The organism is Massilia forsythiae (assembly GCF_012849555.1).
Taxonomy (GTDB): Bacteria; Pseudomonadota; Gammaproteobacteria; order Burkholderiales; family Burkholderiaceae_D; genus Telluria; species Telluria forsythiae.
The window spans coordinates 2,294,817-2,319,816 of record NZ_CP051685.1 but is presented as its reverse complement, the minus strand read 5'-3'; the positions used below and the strand labels follow the sequence as shown (position 1 = coordinate 2,319,816).

18 protein-coding genes are annotated in these 25,000 nt (G+C 67.4%); 3 read left to right on the top strand and 15 right to left on the bottom strand.

Going from position 1 to position 25,000, the window contains the following annotated elements; genetic code table 11:
- Positions 1-3 precede the first annotated feature (3 nt).
- The 8 genes from HH212_RS09995 to HH212_RS09960 form a co-directional block, all read right to left on the bottom strand.
- Positions 4-4,737: an NAD-glutamate dehydrogenase domain-containing protein gene (locus HH212_RS09995; RefSeq protein ID WP_170202345.1), complete on the bottom strand. Its 4,734-nt coding sequence runs from the start codon at positions 4,735-4,737 to the stop codon at positions 4-6.
- A gap of 164 nt (positions 4,738-4,901) precedes the next feature.
- Positions 4,902-6,245 carry an N-succinylarginine dihydrolase gene (gene astB / locus HH212_RS09990; protein WP_170202344.1) on the bottom strand — a complete coding sequence of 448 codons (1,344 nt, stop codon included), beginning with the start codon at positions 6,243-6,245 and terminating at the stop codon, positions 4,902-4,904.
- 3 nt (positions 6,246-6,248) lie between these two features.
- Positions 6,249-7,721, bottom strand: a complete 1,473-nt coding sequence (gene astD, locus HH212_RS09985; RefSeq protein WP_170202343.1) for a succinylglutamate-semialdehyde dehydrogenase — start codon at positions 7,719-7,721, stop codon at positions 6,249-6,251.
- Positions 7,714-8,748: an arginine N-succinyltransferase gene (gene astA / locus HH212_RS09980; RefSeq protein WP_170202342.1), complete on the bottom strand. Its 1,035-nt coding sequence runs from the start codon at positions 8,746-8,748 to the stop codon at positions 7,714-7,716. Before astA ends, astD begins: the two co-directional genes overlap by 8 nt.
- Before the next feature lie 14 nt (positions 8,749-8,762).
- Positions 8,763-9,794, bottom strand: coding sequence for an arginine N-succinyltransferase (locus tag HH212_RS09975; protein ID WP_170202341.1), 1,032 nt, complete (start codon positions 9,792-9,794; stop codon positions 8,763-8,765).
- A gap of 235 nt (positions 9,795-10,029) precedes the next feature.
- A complete protein-coding gene (locus HH212_RS09970; RefSeq protein ID WP_170202340.1) occupies positions 10,030-11,271 on the bottom strand; it encodes an acetylornithine/succinyldiaminopimelate transaminase in 1,242 nt (413 codons plus the stop codon).
- A gap of 457 nt (positions 11,272-11,728) precedes the next feature.
- A complete protein-coding gene (locus tag HH212_RS09965; RefSeq protein ID WP_170202339.1) occupies positions 11,729-12,670 on the bottom strand; it encodes a GlxA family transcriptional regulator in 942 nt (313 codons plus the stop codon).
- Positions 12,671-12,746: 76 nt separating this feature from the next.
- Positions 12,747-13,652: a DMT family transporter gene (locus tag HH212_RS09960; RefSeq protein WP_170202338.1), complete on the bottom strand. Its 906-nt coding sequence runs from the start codon at positions 13,650-13,652 to the stop codon at positions 12,747-12,749.
- A gap of 162 nt (positions 13,653-13,814) precedes the next feature.
- Between HH212_RS09960 and HH212_RS09955 the strand changes: the two genes are divergently transcribed.
- Positions 13,815-14,096 carry a hypothetical protein gene (locus HH212_RS09955; protein WP_170202337.1) on the top strand — a complete coding sequence of 94 codons (282 nt, stop codon included), beginning with the start codon at positions 13,815-13,817 and terminating at the stop codon, positions 14,094-14,096.
- Between the two features lie 87 nt (positions 14,097-14,183).
- Positions 14,184-15,017: an HDOD domain-containing protein gene (locus HH212_RS09950; protein WP_170202336.1), complete on the top strand. Its 834-nt coding sequence runs from the start codon at positions 14,184-14,186 to the stop codon at positions 15,015-15,017.
- A gap of 466 nt (positions 15,018-15,483) precedes the next feature.
- On the opposite strand, the gene secF is transcribed toward HH212_RS09950, so the two are convergent.
- The 5 genes from secF to queA all read right to left on the bottom strand — a co-directional run bounded on the left by secF (position 15,484) and on the right by queA (position 21,214).
- Positions 15,484-16,503, bottom strand: a complete 1,020-nt coding sequence (gene secF / locus HH212_RS09945) for a protein translocase subunit SecF (protein ID WP_170202335.1) — start codon at positions 16,501-16,503, stop codon at positions 15,484-15,486.
- 18 nt (positions 16,504-16,521) lie between these two features.
- Complete coding sequence (gene secD, locus HH212_RS09940; RefSeq protein WP_170202334.1) at positions 16,522-18,414, bottom strand: protein translocase subunit SecD; 1,893 nt, start codon at positions 18,412-18,414, stop codon at positions 16,522-16,524.
- 106 nt (positions 18,415-18,520) lie between these two features.
- A complete protein-coding gene (gene yajC, locus HH212_RS09935; RefSeq protein ID WP_170202333.1) occupies positions 18,521-18,856 on the bottom strand; it encodes a preprotein translocase subunit YajC in 336 nt (111 codons plus the stop codon).
- Between the two features lie 156 nt (positions 18,857-19,012).
- Positions 19,013-20,152 (bottom strand): tRNA guanosine(34) transglycosylase Tgt, encoded by a 1,140-nt coding sequence (gene tgt, locus HH212_RS09930; protein WP_170202332.1) that lies wholly within the window; start codon positions 20,150-20,152, stop codon positions 19,013-19,015.
- 3 nt (positions 20,153-20,155) lie between these two features.
- Positions 20,156-21,214, bottom strand: coding sequence for a tRNA preQ1(34) S-adenosylmethionine ribosyltransferase-isomerase QueA (queA, locus tag HH212_RS09925; RefSeq protein ID WP_170205355.1), 1,059 nt, complete (start codon positions 21,212-21,214; stop codon positions 20,156-20,158).
- A 217-nt stretch (positions 21,215-21,431) separates the two neighbouring features.
- On the opposite strand from queA, the gene recG reads away from it, so the two are divergent.
- Positions 21,432-23,522, top strand: a complete 2,091-nt coding sequence (gene recG / locus HH212_RS09920; RefSeq protein ID WP_170202331.1) for an ATP-dependent DNA helicase RecG — start codon at positions 21,432-21,434, stop codon at positions 23,520-23,522.
- Here the strand turns inward: recG and HH212_RS09915 are convergent.
- Both HH212_RS09915 and HH212_RS09910 read right to left on the bottom strand, forming a co-directional pair.
- Positions 23,519-24,472 carry a bifunctional helix-turn-helix transcriptional regulator/GNAT family N-acetyltransferase gene (locus HH212_RS09915; protein ID WP_170202330.1) on the bottom strand — a complete coding sequence of 318 codons (954 nt, stop codon included), beginning with the start codon at positions 24,470-24,472 and terminating at the stop codon, positions 23,519-23,521. The genes recG and HH212_RS09915 overlap by 4 nt on opposite strands.
- Before the next feature lie 184 nt (positions 24,473-24,656).
- Positions 24,657-24,968, bottom strand: coding sequence for a hypothetical protein (locus HH212_RS09910; RefSeq protein ID WP_170202329.1), 312 nt, complete (start codon positions 24,966-24,968; stop codon positions 24,657-24,659).
- Between the last annotated feature and the right edge of the window lie 32 nt (positions 24,969-25,000).

Genomic DNA, 25,000 nt, shown 5'->3' with positions numbered 1-25,000 from the left:
GGCTCAGGCCACCGCCGCCAGGCGTTCCGGGTTGGAACCTTCCGACAATGCCCAGACGTCGAGCATGGCCTGCTCGAGGTCGGTCGGCTGGGCGTAACCGCTCAAACCCATCGCCGCGGTCAGTTCCGTCACCGCGCCCTGCAGGTCGCCGCCCTGCTTGCTCCGTTCCAGCACCTGCATCAGCAGGCGCTGCTGGGTACGGCGCAGCGCCTGCAGCGCGTAGTTGCGCAACTGCTCCTGCGACTTGCTCGTGGCCGGCAGGCTCAGGCCGCGCTCCAGCGTGTCGATGCCGGCGGCCCCGCGCAGCAGCATGCCGGCGCGCAAGAACTCGCCCAGCGACATGCCTTGCGGACGCTGCACCGACACCGCCGCGAACAGGAACGCCGCCAGCGATTCGACCGTGTCGACCGCCTTCCAGGCTTGCGCGAAGGAAGACGGCAGGCCGGCGTGGCTGTCGGCATCCGACTTGGCCGGCATCAGCTGGCGCAACTGCTCGGGCTGGGCGAACAGGCTGGACAGTTCCGTCATGCCGCCGGCGCCGGCCTGCTCGGCCGGCAGCGACAGCACGCCCTCGATCACGGTGCGCAGCATCACGCGGGTGCGCGCATCGACCGCCTGCGACACGTCGCGCGGCACGCTCAACGCTTCCTCGTCCAGCGCCTCGAACACCGGCGCCAGGTGCAGCGCGGTCCAGGCCTGGCCCCATGCCTCGACCACTTTGGCATCGTCGATGTGGTGTTCCTGGGCCAGGTCGCGCAGCATCAGCGGACCGCAGCGGTTGACCGATTCGTTGGCCAGCACGGTCGCCAGGATGGCGTTGGCCAGCGGGTGCGCCAGCGGCTCGCGGGTGGCGACCAGCTGCGCCGGGAAGTACGGGCGCAGGATGGTCTCGGCCCACGCTTGTTCCGTCAGCGGCAGCGCGGCCAGGATGCGCTTGAAGCGGTTCTTGACGTTGGCCACCACCACCGCCAGTTCCGGCGTGGTCAATCCCTGGCCGAGCGCCTTGCGGCGCTGCAGCTCGGTCTCGCTCGGCAGCTGCTCCAGCTCGCGCGATACCGCGCCTTCGCTTTCCAGGCTGGCGATCAGGGCGGCGTAGCCGTCCACCACCGCGGCGGTCGACTGGGCCTGCGCCTCGCGCACCAGCAGGTGGGTCTGCAGCGTGTTGTCGCGCAGGACCAGCTGTTCGATGTCGCCGGTCATCTCGTTCAGCACGCGGTTGCGATCGGCTTCCGACAGCTGGCCGGCGTTGACTTCGGTGTCCAGCCAGATCTTGACGTTGACTTCGTGGTCGGAGCAATCCACGCCGGCCGAGTTGTCGATCGCATCGGTGAAGATGCGCCCGCCCGCCAGTGCGAACTCGATGCGGCCGGCCTGGGTCGCGCCCAGGTTGCCGCCCTCGGCCACGACCTTGACGCGCAGCGCGTTGCCGTCGACGCGGATGTTGTCGTTGGCGCGGTCCTTGACCTGCGCGTGGCTCTCGGTCGAGGCCTTGATGTAGGTGCCGATGCCGCCGTTATAGAACAGGTCGACCGGCGCCAGCAGGATGCGGTGCATCAGCTCTTCCGGCGTGAGGGTGGTTTCCTCGATGTCGAGCGCGGCGCGCACCTGCGGCGACAGGGCGATGTGGCGGCTGCTGCGCGGGTACACGCCGCCGCCTTCCGAGATCAGGTTCTTGTCGTAGTCTTCCCACGAAGAGCGCGGCAGCGCGAACATGCGCTGGCGCTCCTTGAACGAGACCACCACGTCCGGCGTCGGGTCCAGGAAGATGTGGCGGTGGTCGAACGCCGCCAGCACTTTCAATTGACGCGACAGCAGCACGCCATTGCCGAACACGTCGCCCGACATGTCGCCCACGCCGACCATGGTCACCGGCGTGGTGTTCATGTCGTGGCCCATCTCGTAGAAGTGGCGCTTGACCGCCTCGAACGCGCCCTTGGCCGTGATGCCCATCTTCTTGTGGTCGTAGCCGTTCGAGCCGCCGGAAGCGAAGGCGTCGCCCAGCCAGAAGCCGCGCGAGACGGCGATGCCGTTGGCGATGTCGGAGAAGGTCGCGGTGCCCTTGTCGGCCGCCACCACCAGGTACGGGTCGTCCTGGTCGTAGCGCACCGTGTCGGCGGGCGGCACGATCTCGCCGCGCACGCGGTTGTCGGTCACTTCCAGCAGGCTCGCGATGAACAGGCGGTAGACCGCTTCGCCCTCGGCCGCCACCACGTCGCGTGCGGCTTCCTTCGGCATCTGCTTGCAGACGAAGCCGCCCTTGGAGCCGGCCGGCACGATCACGGCGTTCTTGACCATCTGCGCCTTCACCAGGCCCAGCACCTCGGTGCGGTAGTCTTCCATGCGGTCCGACCAGCGCAGTCCGCCGCGCGCCACCGGGCCGCCGCGCAGGTGCACGCCCTCGAAGCGGCGCGAGAACACGTAGATCTCGCGGAACGGACGCGGTTCCGGCACCAGCGCCAGGTTGCTGGTGTCGAACTTGAAGATGATCTTTTCTCCACCGTTCTGGAAGTAGTTGGTGCGCACGGTCGCCATCACCAGGTCGACCAGCGCGGCCATGATTTCCTCGGTGTCGGCGTGGTTCACCTGCGCCAGGCCGGCCTTCAGCGCGGCCAGGCGCGCGGCGCCGGCGTCGCGTTCCTCGGCGGGCAGCGCCGGATCGAAGCGTAGGCGGAAACCGTCGACCAGTTCCTTGACCAGGCCGGCGCGCACGCGCAGTGTCTCGGCCATGTAGCGGGTCGAGAACTTGCTGCCGGCCTGGCGCCAGTAACTGATGTAGGCGCGCACCAGCTGCACCTCGCGCAGCGACAGGCCGCCTTCGATGGTGAGGCCGTTCAGGCGGCCATCCTCGGCCTCGTCGTTGAACAGCGCGCCAAACAGTTCCTCGGCGACCGGCCCGATGCCGGGTTTGGCCAGCTTCGCGGCCGAGTCGGCGTCGACGAACAGGCTGGTCACGAAGTGGCGGGTGCCGTCGGCGCCGGTGATGGCGAAGGCTTGCTCGCGGTCGATCGCGATGCCGGCATTCTGCAGCGCCGGCAGGATGCGCGACAGCGAAGGCACGCTGCCGGTCGAGTACAGGCGCACCGACGGCACGCCGGCTTCCTGCTCGACGCGCACCGACACGTGCTGCGGGGTGCCGTTGCCGAGCAGCGCGCGCACGTCGCGGAAGGCGACTTCGGGCGCGGTGGCGGTCACGTAGTTCACCGGCAGCGTCGGCAGCAACTTGCGCAGCATGTTGCGCGCCGGGACGTCCTCGACCGCATCGCTGAGGGCGATGTAGCGGTCGTGCCAGCCGTCCAGCACGCCCAGCAGCGGCTGCTGGATGTCGGTTTCCAGGTCGAGCGGGTTGCGCGCGGCCTGGGCGATCAGGTAGACGCGCGCCAGCGGGCCGTCGGCCACCAGGGTCTGCGAGCGCACGTCGCTGGCGCCCGAGCTTTCCTTCAGGGCTTGCGCCAGCGCGGCGCCGACGGCGGCGCTGTAGCGCTCGCGCGGCAGGTAGACCAGCACGTTCAGGTGGCGGCCGTAGACGTCGCGGCGCGCGAACACTTTTGCGCGCGGCTGCTTGTACAGGGACACGACCGCGCTGCACACCTGCGCCAGCCATTCCGGATCGGCTTCCAGCGCCTCGGTGCGCGGCAGCGATTCCAGGATCTCGATGAACTTTTCGGCGCGGAAGCCTTCCTGGCGCACGCCGGCGATGCCGAGCACCTTGGCCACGCGCCCGCGCGCGAACGGCAGGCGCGCCAGCGGCGTCGAGGTGGCGGCGCGGGTGAACAGGCCGACGAAGCAGTGCTCGCCGATGGTATTGCCCTGGGCGTCGCTGGCGCGCACGCCGATGAAGTCGAGCGGCTGGTCGCGGTGCAGGGTGCCGGCCACGTCGGCCTTGACGATCGACAGCGTCTCTTCGCGCGGATTCAGGATCTCGAAATCGCCCGGGATGTTGGCCAGGCAGGTGCCGTAGACCGGGTGCGCGGTGTCCTGCAGCACGCCGATGCGGCTGGCGACGTCGCGTTCCAGTTCGCGTACGCCCGGCTTGACGAAGTAATAGGCATAGCCGAACGGCTCGAAGCCTTCGTTCTTGGCCCAGTCGAGGAAGGCGGCCACTTCCTGGCCGTTGGCATTGTTCGCGCCCGCACCCTGCGCCGCCGCATCGGCGGCGACGGCGGTCATGCGGTCGCGCATGGCGACGGCGTCGCGGTGCACCACGGCGGCGTCGCGCGCCACCATCTGCAGGTTGCCGACCAGCGCGTCCAGTTCGTCCTGCGGCAGGTCTTCGGCCAGCAGGCACAGCACGTAGGATTCGAGCGGCGCGCCGGCTTCGCCGACGGCGGCGACAGTGCCCTGCGCGTCGCGGCGCACCGGCAGCACGGCGTTCATCACGCCGGCAGCGACCACGCGCTGGCGGCGCAGCGCCATCACGAAGGAATCGACCAGGTAAGGCATGTCCTCGTTGGCGATCAGCAGCGCGGTCGACATGCCGCGGCTGCCGTCGGCGTAGCGCATGCGCGCGATGCGGCAGCCCGGGCCGCTGCGCTGGGCCACCGCGGCGAAGCCCTCGCGCAGGACGCTCGCCAGGCTTTGCGGCGCCACGCCGGCCAGGTCTTCGTCATCCAGGGCGCCGAGCCAGGCGCTGATCAGCGCGCCCACCGGGTCGGCGCCGCCGGCCGGCTGGTTCTGATTGTGTTCGGTGACCAGGGCCAGCGTACGGGTACGCAGGTCTTGAGGCATGTCCTTGTTCATGTGCTTCTCCAAAGCTTGGTTGTGTTCGCCGGGACCGCTGCAACTCGTGGTTGCGCGTTCCCCGCTTTATACGGACGGGGGTGTCCCGTCCAGATCTCGCGCTTCCCCGTCTCCCCGGGAAGCCGTCATTAAATCACGCCGCGCACCGTGCACGGCAAGCCTTCTCACGTCAGGTCGTACAAGCCCGGCAGGCCGAGGATGCGCTCCAGTTCTTCCAGCGCCCCCGCGCACTCGCGCGCCAGCTGCGGGTCGGCCAGGTCCTTCGGCTCGATGCGGTCGCGGTAGTGCCTCTCGACCCAGGGCGCCAGGCGTGCGTACAGGTCTTCCGTCATGATCACGCCCTGGTGCATGGCGCGCGCCTCGTCGTCGGTCAGGCTGACGCGCAGGCGCAGGCAGGCCGGGCCGCCGCCGTTGCGCATGCTCTGGCGCAGGTCGAATTCGGCCAGCTCGTCGATCGGCCCGCCGCTGTTCACCAGCTGCGCCAGGTAGCTCGCCACCGCCGGGTTCTCGCGGCATTCGTGCGGCACCACCAGCGCCATGCCGCCGTCCGCCTTCGACAGCAACTGGCTGTTGAACAGGTAGCTGGCCACGGCGTCCGCCACCGGCACCGCGCTGGCGGGTACGCGCACGGCGCGCAGTTCCGTGCCGACGCTCGCCAGGGCGCGCCGCAGCGCGTCCAGCGTGGCGGCTTCGTCGAAGAACGCCTCTTCGTGGTAGAACAGCACGTTGCCGTTGCCGACCGCGATCACGTCGTTGTGGAACACGCCCTGGTCGATCAGGTCCGGGTTCTGCGCCGCGAACACGGTGCGCGCCGGGTCGAGCCCGTGCAGGCGCGCGATCGCCTGCGAGGCTTCCAGGGTCTGGCGCGCCGGGTATTTTTTCGGGGCTGGCGCCGATGGGTCGAACTCGACGCGGCCGTACACGAAGAACTCGACGCCGGCGGCGCCGTAGGCTTGGGCGAAGCGCGTGTGGTTGGCCGCGCCCTCGTCGCCGAAGGCGGGCGTCGAGGGCAGCGGATCGTGCACCACGAAGCGCTCGGAATGGGCGAACAGCGCGCGCAGCGTGCGCGTGGCCTGCACGTGTTCGTCGGCGCGGTGCAGCTTGTTGTTCAGGTTGGCGGCGGTGAAGTGCACGCGGCCGTCCGCGGTGTCGGCCGAGGGGCTGACGGTGGCGGCGTTGGCGGTCCACATCGGCGACGCCGACCAGGCGCAGGCCAGGATCACCGGCGCCTCGCGCCAGGCCCGGGCCAGCACGTCGGCGTCGGTGCCGCTGAAACCGAGCTTGCGCAGCAGGCGGAAATTGGGGCGCGCCTGCGGCGGCAACAAACCCTGGGCGAAGCCGCGCGCGGCCAGTTCGCGCATCTTGGCCAGGCCCTGCAGCGCGGCCTGGCGCGGGTTCGACGCGCTTTTCACGTTGCTGAAGGAAGCGACGTTGCCGAACGACAGGCCGGCGTAGTTGTGCGACGGCCCGACCAGGCCATCGAAGTTGAATTCACGGGCAGTGTACATAATTCAAAAATGCAGTCCCGGCGACAGCTTGGCCGGCAGTTCCAGTTCGGACGTTTCGATCGAGGCCACCGGATAGGCGCAGTAATCGGCCGCGTAATACGCACTGGGGCGGTGGTTGCCGGACTTGCCGACGCCGCCGAAGGGCGCCGAGCTGGCGGCGCCGGTGGTGGGACGGTTCCAGTTCAGCACCCCCGCGCGCGCTGTCACCGCGAAGCGCTTCCACAGCGCCTCGTGCGGCGACAGCAGCGCGGCGGCCAGGCCGAACGCGGTGGCGTTGGCAACCTTGATGGCGGCGTCGAAATCGTTTACACGAATCACCTGGAGCAGCGGACCGAACCACTCCTCGTCGGGAATCCCGGCCGCAGCGGTGACGTCGACGATGCCGGCCGTGACGAAGCCGGCATCGGGGTCCGGCTGGCGCATGCGCAGCAGCACGGTGCCGCCCTGTTCTTCCATCATCTGCTGGGCCTGCACCAGGCGCGCGGCCACGGCGCTCGACACCACCGGCCCCATGAAGGGCTGCGGCTCGGCGTTCGACGGCCCCAGCGCCAGCTTGCCGGCCACGGCCACCAGGCGCTGGATGAAAGCCTGGCCGGCCGGGGTATCCTGCACGATCAGGCGGCGCGCGCAGGTGCAGCGCTGGCCGGCCGAGACGAAGGCCGACATCACCGTGTGGTGCACGGCGGCGTCGATCTTGTCGGCTTCGATGTCCCATACCACCAGCGGGTTGTTGCCGCCCATTTCCAGCGCCAGCATCTTGCCCGGCTGGCCGCCGAACTGCTTGTGCAGGGCGGCGCCGGTCTGGCTGCTGCCGGTGAACAGCAGGCCGTCGACGTCGGCCCGGCCCAGCGCGATGCCGGTATCGCGTCCGCCGTTGACCAGGTTCAGCACGCCCTGCGGCAAGCCGGCCTGTTCCCACAGCTGCACGGTCAGCACCGCGGTGCGCGGCGCGTATTCGCTCGGCTTGAACACCAGCGTGTTGCCGGCGATGAGGGCCGGCACGATGTGGCCGTTGGGCAGGTGGCCCGGGAAGTTGTACGGGCCGAACACCGCGAACACGCCGTGCGGACGGTGGCGCAGCACGGCGCTGCCGTCGGCGACGGTTGCGCTGTGTTCTCCGGTGCGCGCCGCGTGCGACTGCACCGAGATGTCGACCTTGTTGGCCATGGTCGTCACCTCCGTGCGCGCTTCCCACAGCGGTTTGCCGACTTCCTCGGCGATGATCGCGGCCAGGTCCTCGGCGCGCTCCTTGAGCAGGTCGCGGAAGCGCCGGCAGACGGCGATGCGCTCGTCCAGCGCAGATAAGGACCAGTCGTCGAAGGCGGCGCGCGCCGCCGCCACCGCGCGCGCCACATCGTCCACCGTGGAGGCCTTGCTGGTCCAGGTCTGGCGGCCGGTGGACGGGTCGACGGTGGCGAGTTCCTCGCCGCCGCCGGGCAGCCATGCGCCGCCGATATAGTTCGAAACGTTAGCCATTGATGGGTTTCCTCACGTTGAGCGCCAGCGTGCGCACCGGGTCGCCGGCCTGGCAATGCAGCAGTTGCAGTTCGCGCGCCGACAGCGCCACATGGGCGCCCCCGTTGCACGCCTGCGTCAGGATCATCCGGAAATCGTCCAGGCGCGTGTTCGAAACCAGCGTGATGTCGCATTCCCCCTCCGGCTGGCCCTCTTGCGCCACGGTCGGCACGCTGTCGCGCACCGCGCGCAGTTCGCCCACGCGGCCCTGCAGCACCGGGCCGGCGTCGAAGATGTCGACATAGCCCTCGTAGTGCATGCCTTCCTGCTCCAGCAGCTTCCTCGCCGGCAGGGTCGAGGTATGCACCTGGCCGATCACCTGCTGGGCGTCGTCCGGCAGGTAGGCCACGTACAGCGGCTGGCGCGGCATCAGTTCGGCGATGAAGGATTTCTTGCCGACCGCGGTCAGGCCGTCGACGTGGTTGAAGTCCATCTTGAAGAAATGGCGGCCGAGACCCTCGTAGAACGGCGAGGTGCCGTCGTCGAGCTGGTAGCCGCGCATCTCGGCGATGATCTTTTCGGTGAACAGGTGCTGGAACTGGGCGATGAACAGGAAACGGCTTTTCGACAGCCACTTGCCGTTGGCGCCGGCGCGGTACTCGGGGCGCAGGAACAGCGAACACAGTTCGGTCGATCCGGTGAGATCGTTGGACAGGTACAGCGTGTCCATCCGTGTAAACACGTTCAGCTCGCGGCTGGAATGCACCAGCGTGCCGATGCGGTAGTTATAAAAGGGCTCGGCCAGGCCGACCGCGGCCTTGATGGCGCACACGCCGGCCAGGCGGCCGTCGGCGGTGTCTTCCATCACGAACATGTAGTCGCGTTCTTCGGGTGCGACGGTCTGGCCGAACGAGCCGACCGCGATGCGCACCCGTTCGCCCAGCATGGCGCGGTCCGGCTTCAGCGTGGTCATGCCGCTGCCGACCTGGCGTGCCATCTCGATCAGCGGATCGATGTCATCGAGGGTGATTGCGCGGATGACGAGCATGGATTCCTCTTCCATTAGATGCGGACGCAGATGACGGAGTCGCCGGACGCCACGCCCAGCGCCTGGCGCGCCCAGGCCGGCAGGCAGATCGACTCGCCGCTGTCGATGGGTGCGCATGCCGCCACCACCGCACGGAAATTGCGCTCGCCGGCGGCGACGGCGTAGTGCACCAGCGCCTCGGGCGTGCAGGCCGGCTGGTCCTGCGCCGCCACGCGCCGCACCATCGAGCCGGTGAACGAGCGCAGGCCGTTGCGGTGCGCCTGCAGGATCGGGCCGCCGTCGAAGATGTCGATGTATTCGTCGGCTTCGAAGCCTTCGGCCGTGAGCAGGTCGAAGGCGAGCTGGCCGTTCGGGTGGATCTGCCCCATCGCCGCCTGCGCCGGGCCGGGCAGCAGCGGCACGTACACCGGGTAGTGCGGCATCAGCTCGACGATCAGGGTGCGGTTGCGGGCGCCGCCGATGGTGCGCTCGGCATCCAGGAAATCCATCTTGAAGAACTTGCGGCCGAGCGCATCCCAGAACGGCGATTGCCCCTCTTCGTCGGTGACGCCGGCCAGCGGCACGAAGAAGCGGTCGCCGAAGCGGTGCGGCGCCAGCACCGCGTACAGCAGGCGCGCGCGCGACAGCAGGGCCGCCTCCAAGCCGGCGCCGGCACGCCGGCGGATGCTGAAGCCGGACAGCTGCGAGTAGGCGGTGAGTTCCGAGCACAGCGTCAGCGCATGCACGCTGTGGCTGATGTTCAGGTCGCGCGAGACTTGCTGGATCACGTCGTTGCGGAACGCGAAATAGGTGCCGTTGGAGCCGGCCGAGGCGTGGATGGCGGCGGTGCCTGCCAGTTCGCCGCCGGCGGCTTCCTCCAGCACGAACAGGTAGGTTTCTTCGCTGGGAATGTCGACGTGGGCCGCGAACGAGGCGACCGAGCGCTCGACCAGCGCGGCGATCTTTTCACGGGTGCGCGGCAGCGTGTGCACGCCGGGCGTGGACGCCGCGAGCAGGCTCTCGAGGGGGCCGATATCCGCAGGTTCGACCGGACGGACTACATACATGGAGACTCCCAAAAAGATGGCTGCCGGCGGGCGGCCGGCAAGGCGCCGGCGGCGCCCCGGCGATCCGCTTGCGGCGAACCGGTCGCGCGCAGGGACTGCGATCGCGCGGGCTGCACGCCGCCGGGAACGGGCGCCTGCGCGCGCCGGGGAATACCGCGGCAATTGCCGCCGCCCTGCCCCCGCGGGCGCGGCGCCGGCCCGATCGGCAGCCGGCGCAGCGCCGCCCGCACCGGGATCAGCCTGCGCTGAACTGGTCGGCCGCGGCGCGCATGATGCGGTCGGCTTCGTCGATCTGGGCGTCGGAGACGATCAGCGCCGGTGCCAGGCGCACCACGTCCGGGCCGGCGATCAGTAGCATCAGGCCGAGCTTTTCGGCGACCTTGGTGTAGTCCTTGGCGCGGCCCTTCTGCTCAAGCGCCATCGGCAGGCCGATCAGCAGGCCCTTGCCGCGCGGCTTGGCGAACAGCGCCGGGTAGTCGGCGGCCAGCTGCTCGAGCTTGGCGAACACCCTGGCGCTGGCGTCGCGCACGCGCGCCAGAAAGGCCGGCTGGTTGATCTGCTCGATCACGTTCAGCGCCACGGTGGTGGCCAGCGGGTTGCCGCCGTAGGTGGTGCCGTGCGAGCCGACGTTCAGGTGCTGGGCGATCGCCTCGGTGGTCAGCATGGCGCCGATCGGGTAGCCGTTGCCGAGCGCCTTGGCCGAGGTCAGGATGTCCGGGGTGATGCCGACGTTCATGTAGTCGTACAGCGCGCCGGTGCGGCCCACGCCCGACTGCACTTCGTCGAACACCAGCAGCGCGCCGGTCTGGTCGCACAGCTCGCGCAGCGTTTTCAGGAAGTCGATGTCGCCCGGGATCACGCCGCCCTCGCCCTGGATCGGCTCGACGATCACGGCGGCGACGTCGTCGCCGATGGCGGCGCGCGCCGAGGCGATGTCGTTGTAGTTGATGTGGTTGATCTGCGGCGGCAGCGGCTCGAAGCCTTCGGTGTACTTCGACTGGCCGCCGACCGACACCGTGAACAGGGTGCGGCCGTGGAACGAGGCGTAGCACGACACGATGCGCGATTTGTGCGGACCGAACTTCTCGTGCGCGTACTTGCGCGCCAGTTTCAGGGCGGCCTCGTTGGCTTCCGCGCCCGAGTTGCAGAAGAATGCGCGGTCGGCGAAGGTGGCCTCGGTCAGCGCCGCGCCCAGGCGCAGCACCGGCTCGTTGGTGTAGCCGTTGCCGAGGTGCCAGACGGTGTTGATCTGGCGCGTCATGGCATCGACCAGCACCGGGTTGCAGTGGCCCAGGCTGGAGACGGCGATGCCGGAGGTGAAATCGAGGTAGTGCTTGCCTTCCTGGTCCCACACGTCCAGGCCAGCGCCTCGCACCGGGATCATCGCGGCCGGCGCATAGGTCGGCACCAGCACTTCGTCGTAAGTCTGGCGTGTGACAGGCCGCGTGGTGACACCCGAGTCGAGTTTGGCATTCATGACGTTTTCCTCATCCTAAATTAAAGGGACCGCGCGACTCCAGCAGCCGCACCGAGCGCCCCATTATAGAAAGGGCACACCTACAGTTCTTTTCAATCTGCGACAGGCATTTTCATTTTTGGACGAGCAGCAAACCTTTGTGCTCCCACAAACCGGGGTCAGAGCCCGATTTTTGGCAATTTCCTCAACCACTGCCAATGCCTTGGATACATAGCCAAAATTCGGGGTCAGAGCAGATTGGCGGCGCGATTGGGGCATCGAATCCAGGTCGACGTCGCTGAACGGCCGGCGATCGGCCCTCTACGGCGCGCTATTGCATGCACGCGATCGACGAGATTGTGCTCTGACCCCGAACTTGCCCGGATTTGTGCTCTGGCCCCACATTGCAATCGGGTGAAAGTCTAGCCGAGAGGAAATTGCCAAAAATCGGACTCTGACCCCGGTTTGATGGGGGTCATCATTCGCTGAGTTTGCGTTGGCGTTCTTCGCGCGGGGTGTTGCCGAACAGGGCGCCGAAGGCGGTGGAGAAGTGGGAGCCGGAGGAAAAGCCGCACATCAGGCCGACCTGCACGATCGAGTGGTTCGAGTCGCGCAGCAGCTGGCGCGCGCGTTTCAGGCGCAGTTCGAGGTAGTAGCGCGACGGCAGGCTGCCCAGGTATTGCTTGAACAGGCGTTCCAGCTGGCGCCGCGACAGGCCGGCCAGCTGCGCGATCTCGTCGGTCGACAGCGGTTCTTCGATGTTGGCTTCCATCAGGGTGACGGCTTCGGTCAGCTTCGGCTGCAGCACGCCGAAGCGCGCCTGCAGCGCCATGCGCTGGCGCTCTTCCAGGCCGCGCACGCGCTCCACGCACAGCACTTCCTTGACCTGCGCTTGCACCGTGGCGCCGAACAGCAGGTCGACCAGGGTCAGCGCGAAGTCGATGCTGGCGGCGCCGCCGCAGCAGGTCAGGCAGGCGCCGTCGATCTCGAACAGGTGCGGGCTGAACAGAGCATGGTCGGCGATGGCGTCGGCGTCCGGGTACAGCGACCAGGGCAGCGCGCTGCGCACGCCGTTCAGCACGCCGGCCTCGGCCAGCCACAGCACGCCGGCGCCGACCCCGCCCCAGCAGGGTGCGGCGCGGCAGCGCGCGGCCAGGCTGCGCATGTTGGCGGGGCGCAGGCCGGCCTCGGCCTCGTCCGCCGCCAGCAGCACCAGGTGCCAGGGGCGCAAGGCTTCGCCGGCGAACTTGTCCGGACTGCGCACGTCCACGTGCAGGCGCTGCGGCCCGAGCAGCTTGGCCGCCAGCCGCAGCGGCTGCACCAGTCCGGACCAGGTCAGCGAATCCGGCTCGCCGGCGTTCACCAGCAGCAGGCGCAGCGGCGTCTCCTGCGCCAGGCGGATCAGGTCAGCGTGCTGCATCGGGGCGGCTCAGGCGGCGGCTCAGGCGGCGGCTCAGGGAGCGATTCACGGGTCGGTTCGGCATCGGTCAAGTCGGTCACTCGGGCGCGAGCGCGGCGGCGGGCCGGCCCTCGCTGTTCCATTGGCTGATGATCATACCGGAGATCAACAGCGCCGCCCCCAGCCAGCCGCGTCCGCTCATCGCTTCTCCCAGCCAGAGGAAGCCGAAGAAGGCGGCCGCGCCCGGTTCGAAGGCATAGATCACGGCCGCCTCGTTGGCGCTGGTGCGCGCCTGGCCCCACGCCTGCAGCGAGATGATGGCGGCGGTGCAGACCACGCCCAGGTAGGCGAAATTCGGCCAGTAGCCGGCCAGGCTGGCGCCGATGTGGCGCCAATACAGCGCCGCTTCCGCGCTCGTCCCATGCGGCGCTTCCCCGACCAGCAGCCACAGCGCGGCGCAGGCGGCCACGGTGGCGATCTGCGCCGCCGTCACGCCGAGAAGGCGGTGCGCCCGGCGCGTGCGGCTTTCCATCAGTTTGACGTAGGCGCCGAAGCAGAACGCGCCCAGCAGCGCCAGCGTGTCGCCGCGGCCCCAGGCGCCGCCGTCCCAGCACAGCGCGGCCAGGCCGGCCAGCGCCAGGACCAGCGCCAGCACGATGCGGCGTTCCGGCCAGCGTCCGCCCAGCACGCCCAGCAGCGGCACCACCAGCACGTTCAGGCCGGTGATGAAGGCGTTGCGGTTGGAACTGGTCAGCGCCAGGCCTTCGACCTGGAACAGGTAGCAGAAAAACAACACCAATCCGAGCAGCAGGCCGGCGGCCAGGTCGGCGCGGCGGGCGCGCCACAGGAAGGGCGACAGCAGCAGTGTCGCCACGGCGAAGCGCACCAGGATGATCCAGACCGGAGAAAAGGTCGCCGTCAGGTCCTTCATCGCGGGAAAAGTCGTGCCCCACACGAGGACGACGAGGACGAGGGCGAGGATGCCGCGCAGTGGCTGGGTCATGGCGAACGGGAAGATGGCGAAACCGGCTATGGTACCTTGCCCCGCCGTCCCTGGCGATGGCGAGGCTGCCGCGGGCGGCGGACGGCGCCGCGCGGGACGGCTATAATCGCGCCATCGCCGGCGCCCAGCGCCCGGCACCCCTCCAACAAGAAAAGGAATATCGTGAACACTGCCCTGCTCGAAGGTAAAAAGCCGGCCCATTTCGACAAGCACATCATCGGCAACCTGCTGCTCGACGTCGCCTCGCCCGAGGAAGTGCGCGACGAGCCGATGCAGATCGGCGTGCGCAACGAGGCGGGTGAAATCTACCGCCTGATCGGCGCCGCCACCCTGAACAGCTTCATGAATGCGGTCGAGGAATTGTTCGACCTGGGCCTGATCGACGAACTGCAGGACACCGAGGAAGCCAAGGATGGCTGCGACGCCATCTTCAGCGAACCCTGACGGCATTCCCGGCGCCGGCCGTCGCAGCGCGCCGGCGCATGGACCGCTTCCCCGAAACGGCGATGGTTTGAGAGTATAATTTTTCCCATGGATAGAATCGACGCCCTCAAGCGCATCGCCGCACAAGCCGCCCGCGGCGACCTCAGCTTTCCTACCAACGTCGACGCCACGCTCAAGCTGCAGCGCGCGCTCGCCAATCCCGATTGCCACGTCGATGAGGCCGCGCGCCTGGTGCAGACCGAGCCCTTGCTGGCCGCGCGCACCGTCGCCATCGCCAACTCGGCCGCCTACAACCGCTTCGGCAACGACGTCACCAACGTGCGCAGCGCCGTGCAGCGCGTCGGCTTCCGTACGCTGGGAGCGCTGGCGGCGTCGGTGATCGTGCGCCAGCTGGCCGGCGGCATCACCGACCCGGAACTGCGCGCCAAGTCGGACCAGTTGTGGCGGCACTCGGCGCACGTCGCCGCGCTGTCGCAGGTGATCGCCAAGCGCGTCTCGCACGTCGATCCGGAAACCGCCATGTTCGCCGGCATCGTGCACGAGGTCGGCGGCTTTTACCTGCTGTCGCGCGCGGCCGAGTTCCCGGGCCTGCTGGAAGGCGGCGCCGACGACTGGATCGAGCATGGCGAAACCATGATCGGCCGCGGCGTCCTGCTCAAGCTGGGCGTGCCGGCGCCGGTGATGGGCGCGATCGAGGCGCTGTGGAACGGCATGCGCGCGCTGCCGCCGGAAACCCTGGGCGACACGCTGCTGCTGGCGAACGATTTGTCGCCGGTGGGTTCGCCGCTGATGGAGCGTCCCGGCGCCGCCGGCATCCAGACCGCCGCCACCATCGACTTCGCGGTCGGCGAAGGCACCCTCACGCTGATCCTGGAAGAATCCGCCGCCGAAGTACGCGGATTGAGCGCCGCCCTGTCCTGAGCACCCTCCTGCCCGAAGCGCTCGTCCGGAGCGCTCACCATCATTGTCCTGCACCCTTTGCGACGCCACACTTTCGCGGCAGACGGCAAAAAAAAACCCGCTCCTGGGGAGCGGGTGAAGTCCAAAACTAGGGATGTCCTGAAAGAGACAGGATAATAGTAGTTCCCTTGACTTATAAATTCTGTGCGCTGCCTCACACTTGTTAAATTTTTTGACGTTTGTTTGATATAGAACAGATAATAAATAAGATTACAAACACACAAGAGCAAAAAAAAAAACCCACTTCGAAGGGAAGCGGGCTGAAGTCCAAAACTAGGGATGTCCTGAAAGAGACGAGTCCATGGTAAGGGCCGCACTCCCCCCGCTCTGTGCGGCGTTTCACATAACCAAAAATTCATCGGTTCAATGTTCGTGCCGTTTGCGCCGGCGCAAAAAACAAAATCCGCCACGGCCAAGCCGGGCGCGCTTACACCACGGCGCCGTCGGTCTCGTCGCGCTCCTTGACCGGCTTGATCAGGTCTTCGCGCTTGACGCCCAGCCACATGGCGATGGCGGCGGCCACGAACACCGACGAATAGATGCCGAACAGGATGCCGATGGTCAGCGCCACGGCGAAATAATGCAGCGCCTGGCCGCCGAAGAACAGCATCGACAGCACCATCATCTCGGTACAACCGTGGGTGATGATGGTGCGCGAGATGGTGCTGGTGATCGCGTGGTCGATGACCTCGGTCACGCTCATCTTGCGCTGCTTGCGGAAGGTCTCGCGGATACGGTCGAAGATCACCACCGATTCGTTGACCGAATAACCCAGCACCGCCAGGATCGCCGCCAGCACGGTCAGCGAGAATTCCCACTGGAAGAAGGCAAAAAAGCCCAGGATGATCACCACGTCGTGCAGGTTGGCGATGATCGCCGCCACCGCGAACTTCCACTCGAAGCGCACGGCCAGGTAGATCATCACGCCCACCACCACCATGATCAGCGCGTTCAGGCCGTTCTGCGCCAGTTCGTCGCCGACCTGCGAGCCGACCGAGTCGACGCGCTGCAGCTTCACCACTTCGGCGCCGGCGGCGTTCACGCAGCTGGTGCGGGTGATGTTCTCGCCCTTGTCGGTGGTTTCCTGGATCTGCTTCGGGGTGCCGCCTTCGGCCGCGCACAGCGCGTTGAACACGGTGGCCGAAGGCGCCACGCCGGTGGAGTTCTTCAGCGGCGGCAGGCGCAGCATGATGTCGCTGGCGGCGCCGAAGCTGGTCACCACCGGTTCGAAGCCCAGCTTTTCCAGATTGTGGCGGATCTTGTCCTGGTCGGCCGCATGGTTGTAGCGCAGCTCCATGGTGGTGCCGCCGGTGAACTCGACCGAGTAGTTCAGGCCCCTGTGCAACAGGAAGAATACCGCGGCGACGAAGGTCAGCGCCGAGATCACGTTGAAGATCAACGCATGGCGCATGAACGGGATGTCCCGTTTGATTTTGAAAAATTCCATGTCAGTTCCCCGGTTCCCTTATTCCTTGACGGCGCGCTTGGTGGCGCCGCCGGTCATGCCCGGCGTCCACACGGTGCCGATGGCGATCTTGCCCAGTTTCTTCTTGCGGCCGTACCACAGATTGACCACGCCGCGCGACAGGAACACCGCCGAGAACATCGAGGTCAGGATGCCCAGGCAGTGCACCACGGCGAAGCCGCGCACCGCACCCGAACCGAACACCAGCAGCGCCAGGCCGACGATCAGGGTGGTCACGTTCGAGTCCAGGATGGTGGCCCAGGCATGCTTGAAGCCGGCCGAGATCGCTGCCTGCGGCGTGTTACCGGCGCGCAGTTCCTCGCGGATGCGCTCGTTGATCAGCACGTTGGCATCGATCGCCATGCCCAGCGCCAGCGCGATCGCGGCGATGCCCGGCAGGGTCAGGGTGGCCTGCAGCGTCGACAGCAAGGCAAGCAGGAACAACAGGTTACAGGCCAGCGCGATGACGCTGAAGAAGCCGAACAGCTGGTAATAGACGATCATGAAAATCGCGATCGCCACGAAGCCCCACAGGGTCGAGTGCAAGCCCTTGGAAATGTTTTCGGCGCCCAGTTGCGGGCCGACCACGCGTTCCTCGACGAATTCCATCGGCGCGGACAAGGCGCCGGAACGCAGCAGCAGTGCCAGCTCGGCGGCGTCCTGCGGGCTGCGCATGCCGGTGGTCTGGAAGTTGGCGCCGAATTCGCCCTGGATGGTCGCGACCTGCAGCACGTTGTACTTGCCCTTTTCCTTCAGCAAGGTCGCCATGCGCTTGCCGACGCGCTCGCGCGTCATGGCGCGCATCTTGCGCCCCCCCTCGGCGTTCAGCTCGATGTTCACGGCCGGGCGCTGGTTCTGGTCGAAGCCGGCGGTGGCGCTGATGATCGACTTGCCGGTCACGACGGCATCCTTCGACACCACCACCGGCACGTCCCGGCCCTGGGTGAACAGTTCCGAGTTCAGCGGGATGGCGGCGCTCAGTTCCGTGCCCGGCACGACGGTGTCGTCGGTCACGCGGAATTCCAGGGTCGCGGTGCGGCCGATGATGTCCTTGGCGCGGGCCACGTCCTGCACGCCCGGCAACTGCACGATGATGCGGTCGCGGCCCTGCTGCTGGATCACCGGCTCGGACACTCCCAGCGCGTTGATGCGCTTGGACAGGGTCGAGATGTTCTGCTTGACGCCCTCTTCCACCGCGCGCTGCAGCGCTTCCGGCTTGAGCGTGACGACCAGTTTGAGGTCGGTGCCGTCGGCGGCGTCGGCGAAGGCGAGATCCGGGTTCTGGCTGGCCAGCACGTTGCGCGCCTGGGTGCGCGTATCGGCGTCGCGGAAGTTGATGTCGACGCGGTTGCCGACGCGGTCGATGCCGGCGTGGCGCACGTTCTTGTCGCGCAGCTGGGTGCGGACCGCGCCCAGGATGCCCTTGATGCTGGTTTCCTGGACCTCCTTGGCATTCACCTGCAGCAGGAAGTGGACGCCGCCGCGCAGGTCGAGGCCGAGGTTCATCGGCAGCGCGCGCAGTTTCTGCATCCACATCGGGGTGTTCTTGACCAGGTCGACGCTGACCGTGTAGTCGGGGTCGCTGTGGTCGCGGTTCAGGTCGCGCTCGAGCGCCAGCTTGGCCTTGAACTGGGCGTCGGTGGTGGCGAAGCGGGCGCGCACCGCGCTGCTGTCGCCGGCGCCTTCCAGGGTGACCTGGTCGGCCGGCACGCCGTCGCGCTTGAGGGCGTCGGCCACCTGGGTGACGGTGTCGCTGTTGACCCGGACGGTGGCCTTGTCGGTGGTGATGTGCAGCGCCGGCGAATCAACGAAATAGTTGGGCGCCGTGTACAACAGGCCGAGCAGTACTGCCACCAGGATCAGTATGTATTTCCAGAGGGGATAGCGATTCATGATGTTCCAGCGTTCAAGAATGGGCAGGTGCGCTCAGTGTGCGATCGATGCGCGATGGCGTGAGCGACGCGGCGCCACCGGCTGCGGACAGCCGGAAGCGGCCGGCTTACAGGGACTTCAGGGTGCCCTTCGGCAGCAGGCCGGTGACGGCGTTCTTCTGCACCACCATTTCGGTGCCGGCCGCCACTTCGATGGTGACGTAGGCATCGGTGACGCGGGTCACGCGGCCGAGCACGCCGCCGACGGTGATGACTTCATCACCTTTACCCAGTGCATCCATCATCGTCTTGAGTTCCTTCTGGCGCTTTTGCTGCGGGCGGATCATCAGGAAATACATGACCACGAACATCAGGATCAGCGGGGCGAACGTGGTCAGGCTACCCATCAGGCCCGGGTCGGCGGCGCCGGCGGCGGTTTGCGCGTAAGCGTTGGAAATGAACACAAGGACTCCAATTAATAATTAGTATGAAACGATTGGTGAAAAAACGAGCGCTGTATTCTAGCACCCGCATCCCGTCGAGCGGTGGTTTCCCGCCATGTGGCATCGGCGCACAAAATTGCAAGATGTCAACAAAATAAGCGGCCGCCGCACCGCCGCTTACACCCCGCGCGCGCGGTCGGCGTTGAACTGCAGGCGGAACGCGTGGAAGCGGTCGGCGTCGATCGCGTCGCGGATTTCCTGCATCAGGTTCAGGTAGTAATGCAGGTTGTGGATCGTGTTCAGGCGCGCCCCCAGGATTTCCTTCGAGCGGTGCAGGTGGTGCAGGTAGGCGCGCGAGAAATGCTTGCAGCAGTAGCAGCTGCACGACTCGTCCAGTGGCGCGGTGTCGTCCTTGTAGCGCGCATTCTTGATTTTCACGTCGCCGAAGCGGGTGAACAGCCAGCCATTGCGCGCATTGCGGGTAGGCATCACGCAATCGAACATGTCGACGCCGTTGGCCACGCCCGCCACCAGGTCTTCCGGCGTGCCCACGCCCATCAGGTAGTGCGGCTTGTTGTCCGGCAGGCGCGGGCCGACGTGTTCCAGGATGCGCATCATGTCTTCCTTCGGCTCGCCGACCGACAGGCCGCCGATCGCCAGGCCCGGGAAGTCGATTTCTTCCAGCCCGGCCAGCGATTCGTCGCGCAGGCGCTCGTACATGCCACCCTGCACGATGCCGAACAGCGCGTTCGGATTCTCGCCCCTGTTGAATTCGTTCATCGAGCGCTGGGCCCAGCGCAGCGACATGCGCATCGATTTTGCCGCTTCCTCGCTCGTGGCCGGGCGGCCGTCGATCTCGTAGGGCGTGCATTCGTCGAACTGCATCACGATGTCGGAATTCAGCGAGCGCTGGATTTGCATCGAGATTTCCGGCGACAGGAACTGGCGCGAGCCGTCGATCGGCGAGGCGAACTTGACGCCCTCTTCCGTGATCTTGCGCATCGCCCCCAGCGAAAACACCTGGAAGCCGCCCGAGTCGGTCAGGATCGGCTTGTCCCAGCCCATGAAGCCGTGCAGGCCGCCGAACTTGTCCATGACTTGCGTGCCGGGACGCAGCCACAGGTGAAAGGTGTTGCCGAGGATGATCTGCGAGCCGACCTGCTTCAGTTCGTCCGGGTCCATCGCCTTGACCGAGCCATAGGTGCCGACCGGCATGAAGATCGGCGTCTCGATGGTGCCGTGGTTGAGTGTCAGGCGGCCGCGCCGTGCGTGCGACAGGCCGCTGGTGTCTTTTTTGAGAAGGGTAAATTCCAGCATGTTCTAGTTGGGAGTTGCGTTGGCGCCGTCGGCGCGTGATGGGGTCGTCAAGAGCATGGCATCGCCATAGCTGAAGAAGCGGTATTCGCTGGCGATCGCATGCGCGTAGGCGGCGCGGATCGCCTCATAGCCGGCAAACGCCGACACCAGCATCATCAGCGTCGACTTCGGCAGGTGGAAATTGGTGATCAGGCGCGTCACCGTCTTGAACGCGTAGCCGGGCGTGATGAACAGCCTGGTGTCGCCGCTGCCGGCCGCCAGGCTGCCCGATTGCGAAGCCGATTCCAGCGCGCGCAGCGAGGTGGTGCCGACCGCCACCACGTCGCGCCCGGCCGCGCGCGCCGCCTGCACCGCCTCCACGGTCGATTGCGGGATCGTGTACCACTCGCTGTGCATCTGGTGCTCGGCCAGGTTTTCCATCCGCACCGGCTGGAAGGTGCCGGCGCCCACGTGCAGGGTGACGTAGGCGATGTGCACGCCTTGCGCCACCAGCCGGTCCAGCAGCGGCTGGTCGAAGTGCAGGCCGGCGGTGGGCGCCGCCACCGCGCCCGGCTCTTTCGAGTACACGGTCTGGTAGCGCTGCTCGTCGAAGTCGTCGGCGTCGTGCTCGATGTAGGGCGGCAGCGGCAGACGGCCGTGCGCCTCGATCAGCTCGAACACGTCGCCGCCCTCGTTCGGGAAATGCAGCGTGAAGAATTCGCCGGCACGCGCGCCGACGCCGACCTCGAACGCGTCCGCCAGGCGGATGCGCGTGCCGGGCTTGGGCGACTTGGAAGCGCGCACCTGGGCCAGCACCGTGCGCGGGTCGAGCACGCGCTCGACCAGCACCTCGACCTGGCCGCCGCTGTCCTTTTGGCCGAAGAAGCGCGCCTTCAGCACGCGCGTATTGTTCATCACCAGCAGGTCGCCCGGCTGCAGCAAGTCGACGATGTCGGAAAAATGGCGGTCGGCGATGCGCTCGCCGTCCAGTTGCAGCAGGCGCGAGGCGCTGCGGTTTGCCAGCGGCACCTGGGCGATGCGCTCGGGCGGCAGGTCGAAATCGAAGTCGGAAAGGGAGTAGATTTTGCTCATGTCGGGAAAAACGGCCCTGGCAGGCGGGAAAGCGCGAATCACTGTCGTAACTGCACGGCGGCGGCGCTGCCGTGCAGTCGCGACGGCGGTGCGCGCTTCCCCTTACAATATGGGCTCAAGCGTGTGCGGCGAACCTTCTATTTTACCCGCTTTTCAACCGAGCTTTTAACCGATCATTCCGGACCGGCACACGCCCAGACGACGCCCCATGCCCGCCACCAAGACATCCACCTCGACGCCAAGCCCGCCGCCTCCCTCGTCCGCCGCCAAGAACATCGACGGCAAACTCGCCAAGCTCGGCCTGCGCACCGACATGGACCGCGTGCTGCACCTGCCGATGCGCTACGAGGACGAGACCGAGGTCGTCACGATCCGCGAAGCCTGCCTGCGCGGCGGCCACGTGTCCCAGGTCGAAGGCGTCGTCGTCAAGAACGAAATCAGCTACAAGCCGCGGCGCCAGTTGCTGGTGTCGATCGCCGACGAGACCTCGGACATCCAGCTGCGCTTCATGAATTTCTACGGCAGCCAGGTCAAGCAGCTGGCCGAAGGCACGCGCGTGCGCGCGCGCGCCGAGGTGCGCCACGGTTTCCTCGGCGCCGAGATGGTCCATCCGAACTACAAGGTGATCAACGAGGGCGCGCCGCTGCCGACCTCCCTGACGCCGGTGTACCCGTCCGGCGAAGGCTTGTCGCAGACCGTGCTACGGCGCGTGATCGCGGACGCCATGAAGCGCGTCGACTGGCAGGACACGGTGCCGCAGGCGGTGCGCACGCGCTTGAACCTGGCCGAGTTCCAGCCGGCGGTGCGCCTGCTGCACTACCCGCCGCCCGACGTCGACACCCACGCGCTGGTCGAGCGCAGCCACCCGGCCTGGACCCGGGTAAAGTTCGACGAACTGCTGGCGCAGCAGCTATCGCTGAAGAGCGCGCAGCAGGCGCGCCGCGAAAAAGGCGCGCCGGTGCTGGCGGCGGTGGGCAGCCTGTCGCGCGACTTCCTGGCGGCGCTGCCGTTCAAGCTGACCCGCGCCCAGGCGCGCGTGGTGGACGAGATCCGCGCCGACCTGGGCGAAGGCTACCCGATGCAGCGCCTGCTGCAGGGCGACGTCGGCAGCGGCAAGACCGTGGTGGCGGCGCTGGCCGCGGCGCAGGCGATCGACAGCGGCTACCAGGCTGCGCTGATGGCGCCCACCGAGATCCTGGCCGAGCAGCATTTCCGGAAGATCGCCGCCTGGATGGAACCGCTGGGCGTGAAGGTCGCCTGGCTGACCGGCAGCCTGAAAAAGAAGGACAAGGTGGCGGCCAGCGAACTGGTGGAATCGGGTGCGGCGAACCTGGTGATCGGCACCCACGCGCTGATCCAGAACACGGTGCAGTTCGCCAAACTCGGCCTGGTGCTGGTCGACGAGCAGCACCGCTTCGGCGTCGGCCAGCGCCTCACGCTGCGCAACAAGGGCAGCGACGGCCTGGTGCCGCACCAGCTCATGATGTCGGCCACGCCGATCCCGCGCACGCTGGCGATGACCTATTACGCCGACCTGGAAGTGTCGGTCATCGACGAGCTGCCGCCGGGCCGCACGCCGATCGTCACGCGCGCCATCGACCAGAACCGGCGCGACGAAGTCATCGAGCGCGTGCACGCGGCGGCGCAGGAAGGCAGGCAGGTGTACTGGGTCTGCCCGCTGATCGAGGAATCGGAAGCGCTGCAGCTGCAGACCGCCACCGACACCTACGAGACCCTGGCCGCTTCCCTGCCCGACCTGGTGGTCGGCCTGGTGCACGGGCGCATGAAGCCCGCCGAAAAACAGGTGATCATGGATGCCTTTACGGCCGGCGAGGTGCACGTGCTGGTGGCGACCACGGTGATCGAGGTCGGCGTCGACGTGCCCAACGCCTCGCTGATGGTGATCGAGCACGCCGAGCGTTTCGGCTTGTCGCAGCTGCACCAGCTGCGCGGACGGGTCGGGCGCGGCTCGGCGGCCAGCGTGTGCCTGCTGCTGTACCAGAGCCCGCTCGGGCCGGTGGCCAAGCAGCGCCTGATGACGATGCGCGAGACCACCGACGGTTTCGAGATCGCCCGGCGCGACCTGGAAATCCGCGGCCCCGGCGAATTCCTGGGCGCGCGCCAGTCCGGCGAAGCCATGCTGCGCTTCGCCAACCTGGAGACCGACGGATGGATCGTCGACCAGGCGCGCGACGTGGCGGCCTGGCTGCTCGGTTCCGACCGGCCGGAGGCGGAGGCGATCGTCGAAGCCCACCTGGCGCGCTGGCTGGGCGGGCGCGAGGAATTCCTCAAGGTTTAATTGGTTGGCCGGTAGCGCATCGCCACGTTGCAGCGTGCATAGCGGGCGCCGTACTGCGCCATGATCTCGGCGTCGTGCTGGAACCCCAGCTTTTCGTACAGGTGGATGGCGGCCGCGCACTTGGCGTTGCTGAGCAGGTAGAGCGGATCGGCCGCCAGCTTCGCGGCGCGCTCGATCACCGCGGCCAGCAGAAATTCGCCGGCCTTGAGTCCGCGCGCCTCGCGCCGCACGCCCATCTTGGTCAGCTCGAAGCTGTGTTCTCCGGTCTTCTGCAGCGCGCAGGTGCCGACGATGCCCAGCCCGCGGGCTTCAACGAACAGGATGTCGCCGCCGGCATCGATGATGTTCTTGCGCGGATGGCGCAGCACTTCCTTGTCGGTTTCTTCGAGCGTGAACATGTCGCCGATCCACTCGGCATTGATGTCGTGGAAGGCATCCGCCAGCTCGTTGCTGTATTCGCGGATCGTCAGCACGTCCCGGTCGAGCCGGCCGGCCAGCACCTCGAGCGGCGTGGCTTCCAGCGCCGCCTCCAGGTCGGCCAGCTGCGCGAAGAACGCCTCGGCACCATCGCCCAGCAGGGTCTCGACCGCGCCGCCGACGCGCGGCAGGACATACGACTTGGCGCGCGCCAGGACCGACTTGCCGGCCTCGCTCAGCGACACCGCCCGCTGGCGCTGGTCGTCGCCCTGCTGCGCCTGCACCAGGCCCAGTTCGAGCAGCTGGCCGATGGCGCGCGTGATGCCGGGCTGGCTGATGCCCACGGCCTGCGACAGCTGGCCGATGGTCAGCGCGCCTTCTTCCAGCGCCGCCAGTAAGGGAATCTGCGGCGGCTGCACAGGCAGTCCGGCTTCGTTGATGACCTTGGTGGCGCCCGCCTGCAAGCGTTCGCCCAGCCGTTTCAAGCGGCTGCCCAGGAAAATCGCGCCATGCTGGCGTAACACGTCCGTCATTTGTTTAACTCCATAACAAGGTATATAACACACTATATATCATGCTATGGGACTTCGATCAACCTATACGGATCTGTAGAAACAAAAAAGGGAGGCGCGATGCGCACCCTGCCGCAGCAGATCGCGCATCGCGCCGCAAGCGCACTGCTTGGCCGGCGTTATTACCGGCATTCAGCGGCTGGTTTTACTTGCTGGCAACCGGCGTGGTAGCGGTATCGGTGGCTTCCTTGCCATCCTTGCTGTCCTTGGCGCCCTTGCCGGCGTCGGTCTTGGTGCCTTGCTTGCTCTTGCTCTTGGTGGATTTGCCGGCCTTGGCGTCGCTCTTTTCATGCTTGGCCTGGGCCTTGGCCACTGCCGGCGACACGCTCGAATCGGGCGCGGTGGCCACTGGCGGCGTGGTGAGCGGGGCGGGTGCGCCCGGGGCCGGGGCAGCGGTCTGGGCAAAGGCGGCGCCGGCGAACAGGCTGGCGGCCAGAATGGCGAGGGTGCGTTTCATGATGATGTCTCCTGGTGGCTCGTGGGTGTGAA

What these genes read in the sequence shown, in the direction of transcription:
- HH212_RS09970 (WP_170202340.1), bottom strand. Translation starts at nt 11,271, where the DNA reads ATGAATGCCAAACTCGACTCGGGTGTCACCACGCGGCCTGTCACACGC.
- secF (WP_170202335.1), bottom strand. Translation starts at nt 16,503, where the DNA reads ATGGAATTTTTCAAAATCAAACGGGACATCCCGTTCATGCGCCATGCG.
- HH212_RS09915 (WP_170202330.1), bottom strand. Translation starts at nt 24,472, where the DNA reads ATGACGGACGTGTTACGCCAGCATGGCGCGATTTTCCTGGGCAGCCGC.
- HH212_RS09910 (WP_170202329.1), bottom strand. Translation starts at nt 24,968, where the DNA reads ATGAAACGCACCCTCGCCATTCTGGCCGCCAGCCTGTTCGCCGGCGCC.
- astA (WP_170202342.1), bottom strand. Translation starts at nt 8,748, where the DNA reads ATGCTCGTCATCCGCGCAATCACCCTCGATGACATCGATCCGCTGATC.
- secD (WP_170202334.1), bottom strand. Translation starts at nt 18,414, where the DNA reads ATGAATCGCTATCCCCTCTGGAAATACATACTGATCCTGGTGGCAGTA.
- HH212_RS09960 (WP_170202338.1), bottom strand. Translation starts at nt 13,652, where the DNA reads ATGACCCAGCCACTGCGCGGCATCCTCGCCCTCGTCCTCGTCGTCCTC.
- HH212_RS09975 (WP_170202341.1), bottom strand. Translation starts at nt 9,794, where the DNA reads ATGTATGTAGTCCGTCCGGTCGAACCTGCGGATATCGGCCCCCTCGAG.
- astD (WP_170202343.1), bottom strand. Translation starts at nt 7,721, where the DNA reads ATGGCTAACGTTTCGAACTATATCGGCGGCGCATGGCTGCCCGGCGGC.
- tgt (WP_170202332.1), bottom strand. Translation starts at nt 20,152, where the DNA reads ATGCTGGAATTTACCCTTCTCAAAAAAGACACCAGCGGCCTGTCGCAC.
- HH212_RS09995 (WP_170202345.1), bottom strand. Translation starts at nt 4,737, where the DNA reads ATGAACAAGGACATGCCTCAAGACCTGCGTACCCGTACGCTGGCCCTG.
- recG (WP_170202331.1), top strand. Translation starts at nt 21,432, where the DNA reads ATGCCCGCCACCAAGACATCCACCTCGACGCCAAGCCCGCCGCCTCCC.
- astB (WP_170202344.1), bottom strand. Translation starts at nt 6,245, where the DNA reads ATGTACACTGCCCGTGAATTCAACTTCGATGGCCTGGTCGGGCCGTCG.
- HH212_RS09965 (WP_170202339.1), bottom strand. Translation starts at nt 12,670, where the DNA reads ATGCAGCACGCTGACCTGATCCGCCTGGCGCAGGAGACGCCGCTGCGC.
- HH212_RS09950 (WP_170202336.1), top strand. Translation starts at nt 14,184, where the DNA reads ATGGATAGAATCGACGCCCTCAAGCGCATCGCCGCACAAGCCGCCCGC.